The organism is Mucilaginibacter ginkgonis (genome assembly GCF_009754905.2).
Taxonomy (GTDB): domain Bacteria; phylum Bacteroidota; class Bacteroidia; order Sphingobacteriales; family Sphingobacteriaceae; genus Mucilaginibacter; species Mucilaginibacter ginkgonis.
In genome coordinates, this window is the sequence record NZ_CP066775.1 from 2,936,066 (window position 1) to 2,950,429 (window position 14,364).

Sequence of the window (14,364 nt, forward strand, 5' to 3'; positions counted from 1 at the left end):
AAAATACTGCTTATAAGATGCTGCGGGTAGCGGCTTTGTTACAGGGGCGATAAACTTTTATTTAACGCTAAGCCGCTCCTTCAAAAACTTGCCTGTATAGGAATTTTCTTTTTTCACCAAATCTTCGGGCAGGCCTTCAAACACCAGGTTACCTCCGCGGTCGCCACCCTCAGGGCCAATGTCTATCACCCAGTCTGCGCTTTTGATCACGTCCATGTTGTGCTCTATAACAATAATGGTATTGCCCTGGTCAAGCAATGCATCGAAAGATTTGAGCAATTTCTTAATATCCGCGAAGTGGAGGCCGGTAGTCGGCTCGTCGAAAATGAAAAGGGTTTTGCTGGTATTGTTACCTTTTATCAGGAAAGATGCCAACTTGATCCGCTGTGCCTCGCCGCCTGATAATGTATTTGACGATTGCCCTAATTGTACGTAACCCAACCCAACATCGACCAATGGCTTAAGCTTGTTTAATATTTTAGATTCTTTTTTAAAGAATTCAAGCGCGTTATCGATGGTCATTTCTAATACGTCGGCTACGTTCTTTTCCTGGTAAGTAACTTCGAGGATATTCTGCTTAAAGCGTTTACCTCCGCACGATTCGCATGGCAGAAAAATATCTGCCATAAATTGCATCTCAATCTTTACCTCACCTTCACCCTGGCAAACATCACAGCGGCCACCCTCTACATTAAATGAAAAAGCTGATGGCTTAAGCCCGTTCGCTTTTGCAGCGGGCTGAGCGGCATATAAGTTGCGTATCTCGTCCCAAGCTTTAACGTAGGTAACAGGATTCGAGCGCGAAGAACGGCCGATTGGATTTTGGTCTACCATTTCAACCGCTTCAATTAATGAATAGTCGCCGGTGATCTCGTCGTATGAACCTGTTTGTTCGCCGCTGTAATTGCCCAATGCCTTTTGCAATGCCGGGTGTAAAATGCGTTTTACCAAACTTGTTTTACCCGAACCGGAAACGCCAGTAACGACGGTGAGCACACCTAAAGGAAATTTAGCAGTAACATGCTGCAGGTTGTTTTCGCGTGCGCCTTTCACTACGATGGAATTATTCCACTTGCGGCGGTGCGCAGGTACTTCTATCTGTTCCTTACCACTCAGGTATTTACCGGTAAGACTATCGTCATCGGCAATGATCTCATCATAAGTTCCGGCAAATATCATTTCGCCACCGTGTGTGCCTGCTTCCGGGCCAATGTCAATCAGGTAATCGGCTGCCTGCATAATTTCTTCTTCATGCTCTACCACCAAAACTGTGTTGCCCACATCGCGCAGCGATTTTAAAACAGTGATCAATCTTTGTGTATCACGCGGATGAAGGCCGATACTTGGTTCATCCAGTACATACACCGAACCGACCAAACTACTGCCTAACGATGTTGCCAGGTTAATGCGTTGCGACTCACCGCCCGATAAAGTATTCGACAAACGGTTTAATGTTAGGTAGCTTAAGCCAACATCATTCAAAAACATTAACCGGTTGGTGATCTCCGTTAGCAAACGGCGGGCTATCTTTTCATCATGCTCATTTAACTCCAGCCCGTTGAAAAATTCAAGGGCTTTGTCGAGCGGCATCAGCACAATGTCCGTAATCGATTTACCGTAGATCTTTACATAAGAAGCATCCTTGCGCAATCGGCTTCCCTTACACTCGGGGCAGGTGGTTTTACCGCGATAGCGCGAAAGAATCACCCGGTATTGTATTTTATAGGTTTGGGTTTCCAGTTCCTCGAAAAAGTCGTCGAGCCCGCGGAAGTATTGGTTGCCTTTCCACAATAATTGCTTCTCGGCTTCAGTCAGCTGGTTATATGCCCGGTGAACAGGAAAATCAAACTTGATAGCGTTTTTTACCAGCCGGTCATTCCACTCGCGCATTTTCTCGCTGCGCCATGGGGCTATGGCACCGTCATAAATAGTCTTACTTTTATCAGGAATGACCAAGTCTTCATCGATCCCTATTACCTTACCATAACCTTCGCAGCGCTTACAAGCACCATATGGATTATTGAAGCTAAAGAAGTTGGGCGACGGTTCTTCAAATTTGATCCCGTCAAGCTCAAAGCGGTCACAGAAAAACGTTTCTGTTTCTTCGCCTGTTTCAGCATCCGGATAACGTACGTAACAATCGCCGCGGCCTTCAAAAAATGCGGTTTGTATGGAGTCGCCCATCCTACTTATGGTCTCATCATCCTTCCCCACAGAAATACGGTCGACAACAATGCGTACCTGCCCTTCAGCGAGCGAATCATTCGCGACAGATGTATCCTCAAGAATATTTTCTATACGCTTAACTTTGCTGTTGTTTTCTATACGCACAAACCCTTTCTGCATCAGCACCGCCAATTCTTCTTTTAAAGAGCGGTTGTTATGCGGATGCAGCGGACAAAGTATCGTAGCGGAGGTATCTTCAGGCAAACCAGTTAGAAATTTGATCACGTCAGTGACCGAATCGCGCTTTACCCGCTGACCGGATACAGGAGACAGCGTGTGGCCGATCCTGGAAAATAGCAGCTTTAAATAGTCATATATCTCTGTAGACGTGCCGACTGTAGACCGCGGGTTGGATGTAATTACTTTTTGCTCGATCGCAATGGCAGGTGCAATGCCTTTAATATAGTCAACATCGGGCTTGTTCATGCGGCCCAAAAACTGGCGGGCGTATGATGACAAACTTTCTACATACCGGCGCTGGCCTTCGGCATACAGCGTGTCAAACGCCAGGGATGATTTGCCCGAGCCCGACATGCCCGTAATAACCACGAGTTTGTTCTTAGGAATAGCGACATCAATATTCTTAAGGTTGTGCACACGGGCACCTTTAATGATGATATTTTGTTGCGGATCTGCTGCTGCGGCTTTGCTCATTGTTAATTAAAACCCTCTAAATCAAAAGAAGTTTCCCGAATGAAATTGCGGGGCACAAAATTCCTAAAATATTTAGCGAGAAGCAAATAGCGAGAAGAAAAAGACATTGTGATTAATAAGCACTTCCTTCTTTTCTTGTCGCAGTCATGCAGTCCCAATAGCAAGTGGGATTGTTTCGGCAATCTTAAAGGACAATTAGTTTACAAAACTCATTCGCTTTTTAATGTTACTTTTCTTGGCCGTCAAGAAAAGTAACCAAAAGAACTCGCGGCTGCACCCTGCGCTACAAAGGTTCTGCTAGTTTCAAAGCCTGTTATTGCCGCACAGACTGATGCCGCATTTTCGGTTCTGTAAACGCAGTGCCAACAGGATTCTGCAAAATCTCAAAATTCGGGTTCGGAAGATCTGCGTCAGCGATAGCAGCGGCATCCTGCGGAGCAGATATAGCGGATAGCGCGACGGCAATAGCCGGAACGCCCAAGTGGCCCTCGTAATTGAAGTTTATATCTGTCTTTAATGCCTTATTTAATTTTCGCCTATCTGTCATCCTCATCGCCTGATAACCAGTTTACGCAATATGTGGCATGATAATCTATATCGAGCAAAACAACTTGGTCAATCAACATTTATCCTTAACCTTCTCTTAACAATTATCAGCCGTTTGTAATCCTTCACTGGCGGCACAATACGGTTTTATAAAATATTTGTTTTTAAAATTAATTTTTGTTTTATTTGAGATAACTATTGTATCAAACACTAAAAACGAATTCTATAGATCAGAAGCTCTACTTGTTAAGTAATTAATTTAAACTAATTTTTAAAGTAGTAGTGCTATGGATTTTCAATTGAAAAGTGATCAGGAATTAATCCATCTGTATATTGCTGGCGATGAAGGTGGATTAGTGGAGTTGATTCGTCGATACCAATCAAAAATTTACACTTCGATATATCTGCTGGTTAAGGATCAATACCTGGCCGAGGATATCTTTCAGGATACCTTTATAAAAGTAATTAACACCTTAAAGGCAGGCAAGTATAACGAGGAGGGTAAGTTTTTACCGTGGGTTACCCGCATTGGGCACAACCTGGTAATTGACCATTTCCGCCGGGAGAAACGTACGCCTTTAGTGAGCAATGGCGAAGACTTCGACATATTTGAGGTACTGGGCAATTATGACGAGAGTACCGAAGACAAAATGGTGCGCGAGCAAACCCACCGCGACCTTAAAGCATTGATACATTTACTACCTGCAGAGCAAAAGGAAGTGTTGATTATGCGCCACTACGGCGACCTGAGCTTTAAGGAGATTGCCGACATAACGGATGTAAGTATCAATACAGCGCTTGGCCGTATGCGTTACGCCCTAAACAACCTGCGTAAAATGATGCAGACTAAGGAGTTGAGTTTAAAAAACTAATTATTTTTTAATTAGTTAAAATAATCCTATTTGGCTTACGTTTGTTAATGTAAACAAACAATTGTAAGCTTATGGGTGAAACTTTTACTACTTATTTTAATGTAATCAATAACCAGGATGCTATGGAAAAACAACTTGTTACAGAAAACCTGGAAGCTGATGAATTACTTTTCTATCACGCTATCCGTACAGATTTGGACAAACTGCAAATGAAACCCAGTCTCCAAACTATCCACAACATTTTAAAGCATTCCAAGCAAAAGCGTTAGCGAAATTAAGAGAGCCCTTTAACAGAGGGCTTTTTTAGTATATGACGGTTTTATTTTCAAGGAAGAAAGAAGTTTTAAAGATGTTTCTGTGTGTATCGTAAATAAAGCTGTAGAAAAGACGCTGGTTTAAAATCATCATTATTGGGGCGTTTCCCGCTTTGCGGGCCCGCGCTATCCGCTCATACTCCCGCCGCCTTCGGCGCGGGTGGTAAGCGCTACTATCGCTAACGCAGCTTGTCACTTGTATATTAATATAACCTTTTGCGATAACACAAAGCAACGCTAAAAATTGCTTGGTTATATTTGTCTATGCTAAAGCAAGAACGTTATCGTCAGTTTATAGAATATTTTTCTGCTAATCAGCCAATAGCAGAAACAGAACTGCGTTATACTAATCCATACGAATTATTAGTTGCAGTGAGCCTATCTGCACAATGCACAGACAAGCGCATTAACCAGGTTACGCCAGCGTTATTTCAGCGGTTCCCGGATGTAATATCTTTAGCAGCCGCGTCTGTCGACGAGGTGTTCCGCTATATCCGCAGCGTTAGCTACCCAAATAATAAGGCTAAGCACCTGGTAGGCATGGCCAAAATGCTTATCAGTAATTTCAACGGCGAAGTGCCCGGCGATATAGACCAGTTGCAAAAATTGCCCGGCGTAGGCCGCAAGACCGCTAATGTTATCGCCTCGGTGATATTTGATATTCCGGCTATAGCTGTGGATACGCACGTGTTTCGCGTAGCAAACCGAATAGGTCTGACTACAAACGCGAAGACCCCGTTGGCTGTAGAAAAACAGCTGATGGAAAACATGCCTGAAGAGTTATTCGGCATTGCGCACCACTGGCTCATATTACATGGGCGCTATATTTGCATTGCCCGCCGCCCCAAATGCGAAGTATGCCCCCTTACCTATTTCTGCCGATACTTCGAAAAAGCCAATACAGAAGCCGCCTTGCTGCGCGCCGAAAAAGCTAGGTTGAAGAAGGCTAAGGACATAAAGAAATCTAAACTGCAAAAGGCGATGGATAGAGGGCTGAAAAAGATCAGTGTTGATAAAAAGAATTGATACTAATTCGAAGGTTGGGTAAGTTTAAACCATAAACCAAGATGTTGTTCAAGCTCAGGGGAGAATCTTCTTCAGCATTGCAATAACGCATAAGATGCTTCGACAGGCTCAGCATGACAGAGTTGATGATTTGCGTTAGGGACAGAAGCGGCATCCTGCGAAGCAGATACAGCGGATGGCCCGACCCGATCCCGATCACTATCGGGATAAGGGTAACGTCATGATAATTGTTAGAAGTATTCCATTTAAAACCTACGTAAATTAAAAAGATAAGGCATATTGCCTCCTTCCTCACAACAATATAATTAATCATAGACGATTCGAAATAGACCCTAAAATATTTTACTAATTATTTTAGCATTTAATAAAAATAGTTTTATATTTGTTCAAGAAACAATTACAGCATGAGCAACCCCGATAAATTGAAAGCACTGCAGCTTACACTTGATAAGCTGGAAAAGTCGTACGGCAAAGGAACGATAATGAAACTTGGCGATAACGAGATAGAGCCCATGGAAGCAATTGCTACCGGTTCTATTAGTTTAGACATTGCGCTTGGTATCGGTGGTTTGCCAAAAGGCCGTATCGTTGAAATTTACGGACCTGAATCGTCTGGTAAAACCACTTTGGCTATTCACGCCATTGCAGAGTGCCAGAAAAAAGGTGGCATTGCAGCGTTTATTGATGCCGAGCACGCGTTCGATCGTTTTTATGCTAAGAAATTAGGTGTAGACGTAGAGAACCTGCTGATCTCTCAGCCTGATAATGGTGAGCAAGCTTTAGAAATTGCTGACAACCTGATCCGCTCAGGAGCTATTGATATTATCGTTATCGACTCTGTTGCCGCGTTGGTACCAAAGAGCGAGATAGAAGGCGAGATGGGCGACTCTAAAATGGGTTTACATGCACGCTTAATGTCGCAGGCTTTGCGTAAACTGACCGGCACCATTGCAAAAACAGGCTGCTGCTGTATCTTCATCAACCAGTTGCGCGATAAGATAGGTGTAATGTTTGGTAACCCCGAAACCACTACCGGCGGTAATGCCTTGAAGTTCTATGCTTCGGTACGTTTAGATGTTCGCCGTATATCGCAGATCAAAGATACCGACGAGGTATCGGGTAACCGCGTAAAGGTGAAGATCGTTAAGAACAAAGTGGCGCCGCCATTCCGTATTGCCGAGTTCGACATTATGTTTGGAGAGGGTATCTCTAAGTCGGGCGAGATCATTGACCTGGGTGTTGATTACAACATCATTAAAAAGGCTGGCTCTTGGTTTAGCTACGGAGAAACCCGCCTGGGCCAGGGCCGCGACGCGGTTAAACAGCTGATAATGGATAACCCTGAATTGGCAGAAGAATTGGAAACAAAGATCAAAGAAACCGTTACCGGCGATAGCCTGGCAGAGGTTTAATTGTGTCACCTAATCCTCTCCAAAGGTGAGGACCTAAAATATAAAGGCCATCCGTTAGCTATCGGATGGCCTTTTTTTCTACCTCTAGCCATGCCGGACCTTTAGCATCTTACATGCTTGACTAACGGCGTCTATGCGCACTTGTCTTTAAGAGGCCGAATCAAGTTCGGCATGACACTGATAATTAAATTTCACTCTCTCCCGTTGGAGAAAGCAGGGGTAAGGCATTACTTCCCGCCAGTCTTAGCATACATGTAAATGATCGCCACAGCGACGATCACTACAACAATGATCAATCCCCATGTACCGTTCTTTTTATCCTTATTCTGTCGCATTAACCAAACGAGGAATATGACTAATGGAACTACAAATATGAGCCAGAAGATAAGGGAAGGGAAAGACATTTTATTATGATAGAATAAGTGAATGATAGAGTGATAGAATATTAAAGAAGAGCGAAGATAAAGGATAACATTCTATCATTCACTCATTCAAAATTCACTCATTATCTAAAGGGCATCCTGGCCAATGGCGCGACATCTTGCCCGGTGAATTCGCCTTTTAGATATTTATAATATCCTGCAATGGCTATCATGGCCGCGTTATCTGTGCAATATTGAAACGCCGGGATAAAGCTTTTCCATCCCTGTTCATCTGCTAATTGTTGTATGCCCTGACGCAAACCTGTATTGGCCGAAACACCTCCTGCAAGCGCGATAGTTTTTATGCCGTGATCAAGGGCTGCTTTCTTCAATTTATTTAATAAAATAGTGACAACCCGTTTTTCAACAGAAGCGCATATATCTGCAATATTTTCCTGGATAAAGTTTGGATTTATCTTTTCATTGTCCCTTATAAAATAAAGAATTGATGTCTTTAGCCCGCTGAAACTGAAGTTATAACCGGGTATCTGTGGCTCGGGGAATTTAAATCTGTCCGGATCGCCCTGACGTGCAAATTTATCAATTAACGGCCCGCCGGGGTATGGCAAGCCTAAAACCTTGCTGGTTTTATCCAGTGCCTCGCCCGCGGCGTCGTCCTGCGTCTGGCCAATGATCTCCATGTCAAAATGATCCTTTACCAAAACTATCTGCGTATGCCCACCCGAAACGGTGAGACATAAAAATGGAAACTCAGGTTTATTATCACCAATAAAATGCGCTAACACGTGCGCCTGCATGTGGTTTATTTCAATAATCGGAATGTCTTTAGCAAGGGCGAAAGCCTTGGCAAATGTAACGCCTACAAGCAGAGAACCTAAAAGTCCGGGGCCGCGCGTAAAAGCCACCGCATCTATTTCATTTTTGTTTACTTTTGCTAGCAGGATGGCCTGTTGTACAGCCGGAATGATATTTACCTGATGAACACGAGAGGCCAGTTCGGGCACAACCCCGCCATATGCCTCATGAATAGTTTGATTGGCAATAATATTGCTAAGCATTTGTCCGTCTATACAAATAGCGGCAGACGTTTCGTCACAAGAAGATTCAATTCCTAAAATTACAGGCACGCGGGGCTTTTAAAAAGACAAAGTTATTAAAAAAGCACTTAAAATAGCGCTGGGGATAGTATTGGTGCTCTTACTTATGGTGAGCGTGTTCCTGCTCATTCTTCAATACAAACCGGTGCAAACATGGGCTGCTAAAAAGGCCACTGCTTATTTATCAAAAGAGCTGCACACCAAAATCGGTATTAAGAGCATCTACCTGGTGCCGTTCTCATCAGTTGTATTAGAAGGATTTTATGTGCTGGATAAGCAGCAGGACACTTTGGTTAGCACACCAAAGTTAAGCGTGGAGTTGAACCGCTTTTCTATATTCAGCAGCATTACAGCGCGCACCATTCATTTCGAGAACATCACACTCGACAACGGTTCGGCATATCTGAAGAAACAAAAGGATAGTACGTCTAACCTGCAGTTCATCATAGATTATTTTAACAATCCGGCGAAGCCTAAAACCCCATCAAAGCCCTGGACTATTACTTTTAACCGTATCGGGCTTAATAATTTCCATTTTCGCTATAAAAACCAGTTAGTTCATCGCGTTACGCCTCACGAGGTAAACTTTGCCGATCTGGATATCAATCACTTTACCACAGTACTGCATAACATCGACGTTAAAAATCACATTTTTAAATCGCGTATTGAAGGTTTTAGCCTGCGCGAGAAAAGCGGATTTTTATTACAAAAACTGGCTGCCAATGCTACCATAGATAGCAACCGGATATTATTGCAAGATTTTCATCTTAAAACCGGCAACTCAGACCTGAAAAATTATCTGAGTATGAAGTTTAAATCCTTTGATGATTTCAGCGACTTCGAAAACAAGATATTAATGGATGCAGACATCCGCTCGTCTTTTATTTCATCAAAAGACATTGCCTTCTTCACCAGTTCATTGGATAAAGTTCAGTTCGACCTTGGTGTAAGTGGCCATGTTAGCGGAAAGGTAAACAACCTGATTGCCAAAAACCTACAGGTTACGGGCGGACAAGCTACTTATGTTAAAGGAAATTTTACGCTGAAAGGCCTCCCCGACTGGAACAGCACTCACCTTAATCTTGATTTCGACCAGCTGGCCACAAATAAGAAAGACCTTGATTACCTGATCCGCCGCTTTTCAGGCGACTACAAATTTGCCCTGCCGGAATTTCTGAACAAGTTTGGCAATATCAATTTCACCGGACGAATGAATGGCCTGCAAGAAAATTTCCAAATGGTGGGAACTTTCAAAACTAAGCTGGGCCGCTTTGACCCTAATCTGCACATCACTTTGAAAAACGTGCCAACTTATGCAGGCAAGATCAAGCTGTTTAATTTTGATGTAGGTGCCATGCTTGGTGAGGCATCTTTAGGCCGGACCACACTCGCCGCCAACATTAATGGCAGCGGCGACGATCTTAAAAACCTAAACATCAAAACCGACGCTAAGATAGACTACCTTGTTTTCAATAAATATCAGTATCACAACATCGCACTTAACGGCCAGTTTATTAATCAGGCAGCTAAAGCCGTCGTAAAAGTTAATGACAGGAATATCAAGCTCGATCTAAATGGCAGCATTGACCTTAAACCAAATCTGCCGGTTTACACGGTAAATGCTAATGTAAATGAAGCTAACCTTTACAGGCTGAAATTTCTGAAGGATACCGTTACCGTTAGTACAATATTTAAAGTAAAAATATCGGGTAACGATCTTAAGAACCTGCAAGGTGTTGCCAGCTTTACGCCAATCAGGATAGTTGATCCGCGCCACAATTACGTTGTAGATTCGATAGAGGTAAAAGCGCGGGGTCTTGGCAGCAACCGCATGATTACTTTACGGTCTGATTTGATGGACGGCACCCTAACCGGAACGTACGATCTTGCTACCCTGCCTTCGTACTTCAAAACCATTGTTAAGCAATACATTCCTTCGCTTAAAACAACGATCGTTAAACCGGGGCCGCAAAATTTTCAATTCACGCTTCAGCTTAAAAACCTCGACCCATTCCTAACGGCATTTATGCCGCAACTGCGCATCCCGGAACGTGGGACATTTACGGGACAATTCAACTCGGCGACCAACCAGGCTGTGCTGAACGGTTATATCAAAACATTGAAATATGGTAAAACCGTTTTCCATGATTTTATTATTGACGAAAGCACGAATAATGACTTTTTGGGCGTCAACTTATCGCTAAGCAAGGTTGATATCACGGACAGCTTATTTATAAAAAACATTACAGTTACCAACTTCCTTAAAAAAGACAGCCTAGATTTTAACATTAAATTATCGGACAAAAATGCCGTCAACCAGTTGGACCTATACGGTTTAGTTGAATTTGGTCGCGACACTACTGCTAAGCTGAAATTATTGCCCTCAGATGTAATCCTCGAGAATCAGAAATGGCACTTGAATAACCAAGTGCGCATTCGCTTATTAAACGGCAAAACGCAAATATCCGGCTTTGAGCTGACCAACGGCGAGCAAAAAGCAAAGATTAACGGATTTATTTCTGACAGCCCGGAAGATGAGTTAAAACTGGATTTTGAAAAATTCAGGATGAGTACGTTGGACCAGTTGACCAAAGCCGCCGGTATAAAACTCTCCGGAACGCTTAACGGGGAGGTTGTAGCGACGGCGATAACCGGCAAGCCGGGGGTTGACGCCAAGCTCAAGATCGACTCACTTAAGATGAACGACACACAGGTGGGGAATGTTGCCATCGCGTCCAGCTTGGATAATGAACGGAATGAAGCCGACATCAACATGAATATTCTGAACCGCGGTTTGGAGACGATGAAGATAGGTGGCGTTTATCATTTAAGCGGGGACAACAATACACTGGACTTTGATGTAAAGATGAACCAAACGGAGGCTATTATATTCAGCCCGTTTGTAAAAGGTTTGGTGTCCGATCTTAAAGGTACTATATCAACTAATTTGAAACTTACAGGCACAGCTTCAAAGCCGGCCCTTAACGGCGATCTTACTCTTTCAAATACGGGCGTCAAAGTTGATTATCTCAACACGTCATATATCATTAATGACAAGCTTGATGTAAAAAATAGTGTCATTCAGATAAAGAATATGCAGCTTACCGATGGGCACAGAGGTAAGGCTACGGCCAATGGTACCGTTGATTTAAACAACCTGTCGAACCCTAATATTAACGTGGTGCTTAACACCAATAAGTTTTTGGCGCTTAATACCACAGTAAAAGAGAATAGCCAGTATTACGGCAAGGCGTTCGCGACAGGGCGGTTTAGCTTCGCAGGCCCTATCGATAACATGAAGATAGACATTAGGGCACGCACAGAAGACAGCACGGTGTTTAACATACCGCTTAACACATCTGCCACTGCCGGCGATTATGACTTTATCCGTTTTGTGGCGCATAAAGATTCGGCGAGGGTTGTGCCGCTCACCAATAGCTTTAACGGTGTTACACTAAACTTTGATCTGACTGCTGATGAAAAAACTGTCGTCCGCATCACTACAGACTATGGCCAATTAGAAGGCCGCGGAATTACCAACAATCTCAAACTAAATATTAATAGTCTGGGCGATTTCGAGATCTTTGGTGACTATCTCATCTCATCCGGCAAGTTCTTGTTTACAGCTAAGAACTTTATAAGTAAACTCTTTCAGGTTAACCAAGGGGGTACCATTCGCTGGACCGGCGACCCGGCCAATGCCAACATAGATATGCAGGCATTTTACGAGGTACGAACAAATATCAACAACTTGTACACCGCGGCAGGCTTAGCAGCACCAACCAGTAAGTTTGAGTTAGTGCAGGCAGAATTAATACTTACCAAGTCGCTTTTGCATCCAAACATCGATTTCGACTTTAACTTCCCTACAGACCCCTCTGTAAAGGATGATGTAAGCCAATACCTTACAGATTATAATAATAGAAGCCAGCAGGCGCTAAGCATCATTGTAAGGCGGCAATTTGCCACAGGTTATGGAAGTAACGTAACAGACCAGGTAAAAAGCACTGCACAAGATGCTGTTAGCGAAGTATTCTTTAACCAGTTGAATAACGTTTTATCTCAAAATTTAAAGAATGTGGATCTAAGCTTCCGTTCCTTTAGCGATGCCAGTGCTTCTGTAAGGTTATTTAAAGAACGTTTATCATTAAGCGGTAGCTTATATAATACTGCTTCTAACAACAACATATTTGGCGGCGGCGGCACACAGGCATTATTCAATTCTAACCTTAACAGCTACACCAAAGACTTTGAGGCAGATTATCTTTTAAGGGCTGATGGCCGTCTGAAAGCTCGATACTCATATAGAGTGTTGAATAGTACTACTTTAAGTAATCTTAATAATACCGGCCCGATAGATGTGCAGTACGTAAACGGTGTGGGCTTAGTGTACCAACGCGACTTTGACTCTCCGGGCGAGTTTTTGAAAAGTTTATTCACACGCAGAAAACGCGTTTCAAAAGCCCCTGCAAATACACCGCCGCCTATAAGTAGAAGTGATGGCTCAACAACAGAGCCCTATGACCCCAACGAAGAAAAAAATCCGCTTTAGTGGTTTAACAAAATGGCATGATCCATTTTGTCGCGCTTAGTTTTCAAATAGTTTTCGTTATGTGGATTTGAGGCTATCTCTATAGGGATGTTCTCTACCACTTCTAAGCCATAACCTACCAAACCGGCTCGTTTTTTTGGATTGTTGGTTAATAAGCGCATCTTAGAAATGCCCAGGCTGCGGATGATCTGTGCACCAACGCCGTAATCGCGCTGGTCCATTTTAAAGCCAAGTTTAATATTGGCTTCAACGGTATCTAAGCCATTCTCTTGTAAGTGATAAGCTTTAAGTTTGTTGATTAAGCCAATACCACGCCCTTCCTGGTTCATGTAAACAATTGCGCCTTTACCTTCTTTGCTGATAATCTCCATCGCTTTATGCAATTGAGGACCACAATCACAGCGGCAAGAACCAAATATGTCGCCGGTAACGCATGAACTGTGCACACGTACCAGTACTTCCTCGCCCGGCTCCCAAGTCCCTTTAATTAAAGCCAGATGATGCTCGCCGGTGTCGATTTGGGTGTAGGCCACCATATCAAAATCCCCCCATTCGGTTGGCATTTTTACAGAAATCTCTCTTTTAATAAGAGATTCCGTTGTGAGACGATAGGCGATGAGGTCCTTTATTGAAACAATTTTCAGATCAAATCTCTTTGCGATCTGCAGCAATTGCGGCAACCTGGCCATGTCGCCGTTTTCATCCATTATCTCACAGATCACACCAGCAGGCTCAAATCCTGCCATTACTGACAGATCGATAGCCGCCTCTGTGTGCCCTGCACGACGCAACACACCGCCATCTTTAGCAATTAGCGGGAAGATATGCCCGGGCCTTCCCAAGTCTTGCGGCTGGGTATTTTCATTTATTAAAGACAAAATAGTTTTTGATCTGTCGGTGGCAGATATACCGGTAGTGCAGCCCTGCGTTAACAAGTCAACAGAAACCGTAAAGTTAGTTTCGTGCGAGGCCGTATTTTGTCCAACCATTGGGGATAGCTCCAATTGTTGTGCCCGTTCTAACGAAATTGGTGCGCATACAAGCCCACGCCCGTGAGTGACCATAAAGTTGATGGTCTCCGGGGTGGCATTCCTGGCCGCTGTTAAAAAGTCGCCTTCGTTTTCGCGGTCTTCGTCATCAACAACTATGATAGTTTTACCAGCCTTAATAGCTTCAATGGCTTCGGGTATAGTGTTCAGCATACTAGGTTTCAATTGAGCGCGATAGATACAACTCCTATCAAATTTACATCAAAAGCTTGCAAAGATGGTCGCTTGTATGT

10 protein-coding genes are annotated in these 14,364 nt (G+C 43.5%); 5 read left to right on the plus strand and 5 right to left on the minus strand.

The genetic code is table 11. The features are described 5' to 3' along the window. Positions 1 to 57: 57 nt before the first annotated feature. Together uvrA and GO620_RS13665 are read right to left on the minus strand one after the other, a co-directional pair. The gene (gene uvrA, locus GO620_RS13660; RefSeq protein ID WP_157526829.1) at positions 58 to 2,880 is read right to left on the minus strand and encodes an excinuclease ABC subunit UvrA; all 2,823 of its coding nucleotides are present in this window, start codon (positions 2,878 to 2,880) and stop codon (positions 58 to 60) included. Positions 2,881 to 3,193: 313 nt separating this feature from the next. Beyond that, a complete protein-coding gene (locus GO620_RS13665) occupies positions 3,194 to 3,427 on the minus strand; it encodes a hypothetical protein (protein ID WP_157526828.1) in 234 nt (77 codons plus the stop codon). A 286-nt stretch (positions 3,428 to 3,713) separates the two neighbouring features. Here GO620_RS13665 and GO620_RS13670 point away from each other — a divergent pair, with 286 nt between their 5' ends. The 4 genes from GO620_RS13670 to recA all read left to right on the plus strand — a co-directional run bounded on the left by GO620_RS13670 (position 3,714) and on the right by recA (position 7,050). After that, the gene (locus tag GO620_RS13670) at positions 3,714 to 4,298 is read left to right on the plus strand and encodes an RNA polymerase sigma factor (protein WP_157526827.1); all 585 of its coding nucleotides are present in this window, start codon (positions 3,714 to 3,716) and stop codon (positions 4,296 to 4,298) included. A gap of 71 nt (positions 4,299 to 4,369) precedes the next feature. Beyond that, a complete protein-coding gene (locus GO620_RS13675) occupies positions 4,370 to 4,567 on the plus strand; it encodes a hypothetical protein (protein WP_157526826.1) in 198 nt (65 codons plus the stop codon). A 309-nt stretch (positions 4,568 to 4,876) separates the two neighbouring features. Further along, a complete protein-coding gene (nth, locus tag GO620_RS13680; RefSeq protein WP_157526825.1) occupies positions 4,877 to 5,638 on the plus strand; it encodes an endonuclease III in 762 nt (253 codons plus the stop codon). Positions 5,639 to 6,042: 404 nt separating this feature from the next. After that, a complete protein-coding gene (gene recA, locus GO620_RS13685) occupies positions 6,043 to 7,050 on the plus strand; it encodes a recombinase RecA (RefSeq protein ID WP_157526824.1) in 1,008 nt (335 codons plus the stop codon). Between the two features lie 227 nt (positions 7,051 to 7,277). Here recA and GO620_RS13690 read toward each other — a convergent pair whose 3' ends face one another. Beyond that, entirely contained in the window at positions 7,278 to 7,454 is a 177-nt protein-coding gene (locus tag GO620_RS13690) for a hypothetical protein (RefSeq protein ID WP_157526823.1), read from the minus strand. A gap of 101 nt (positions 7,455 to 7,555) precedes the next feature. Continuing rightward, positions 7,556 to 8,560 carry a tRNA (adenosine(37)-N6)-threonylcarbamoyltransferase complex transferase subunit TsaD gene (tsaD, locus tag GO620_RS13695; RefSeq protein ID WP_200230160.1) on the minus strand — a complete coding sequence of 335 codons (1,005 nt, stop codon included), beginning with the start codon at positions 8,558 to 8,560 and terminating at the stop codon, positions 7,556 to 7,558. A gap of 64 nt (positions 8,561 to 8,624) precedes the next feature. Between tsaD and GO620_RS13700 the strand changes: the two genes are divergently transcribed. Continuing rightward, positions 8,625 to 13,082, plus strand: a complete 4,458-nt coding sequence (locus tag GO620_RS13700; RefSeq protein ID WP_244139494.1) for a translocation/assembly module TamB domain-containing protein — start codon at positions 8,625 to 8,627, stop codon at positions 13,080 to 13,082. On the opposite strand, the gene GO620_RS13705 is transcribed toward GO620_RS13700, so the two are convergent. Then, a complete protein-coding gene (locus GO620_RS13705; RefSeq protein WP_157526821.1) occupies positions 13,079 to 14,284 on the minus strand; it encodes a bifunctional 3,4-dihydroxy-2-butanone-4-phosphate synthase/GTP cyclohydrolase II in 1,206 nt (401 codons plus the stop codon). The two genes, GO620_RS13700 and GO620_RS13705, sit on opposite strands and share 4 nt — an antisense overlap. Positions 14,285 to 14,364: the final 80 nt, after the last annotated feature.

Bases quoted from the DNA above. Each gene is read 5' to 3' on its own strand.
- nth (WP_157526825.1), top strand. From the start codon at position 4,877: ATGCTAAAGCAAGAACGTTATCGTCAGTTTATAGAATATTTTTCTGCT.
- GO620_RS13675 (WP_157526826.1), top strand. From the start codon at position 4,370: ATGGGTGAAACTTTTACTACTTATTTTAATGTAATCAATAACCAGGAT.
- GO620_RS13670 (WP_157526827.1), top strand. From the start codon at position 3,714: ATGGATTTTCAATTGAAAAGTGATCAGGAATTAATCCATCTGTATATT.
- recA (WP_157526824.1), top strand. From the start codon at position 6,043: ATGAGCAACCCCGATAAATTGAAAGCACTGCAGCTTACACTTGATAAG.
- GO620_RS13690 (WP_157526823.1), bottom strand. From the start codon at position 7,454: ATGTCTTTCCCTTCCCTTATCTTCTGGCTCATATTTGTAGTTCCATTA.
- GO620_RS13665 (WP_157526828.1), bottom strand. From the start codon at position 3,427: ATGACAGATAGGCGAAAATTAAATAAGGCATTAAAGACAGATATAAAC.
- uvrA (WP_157526829.1), bottom strand. From the start codon at position 2,880: ATGAGCAAAGCCGCAGCAGCAGATCCGCAACAAAATATCATCATTAAA.
- GO620_RS13705 (WP_157526821.1), bottom strand. From the start codon at position 14,284: ATGCTGAACACTATACCCGAAGCCATTGAAGCTATTAAGGCTGGTAAA.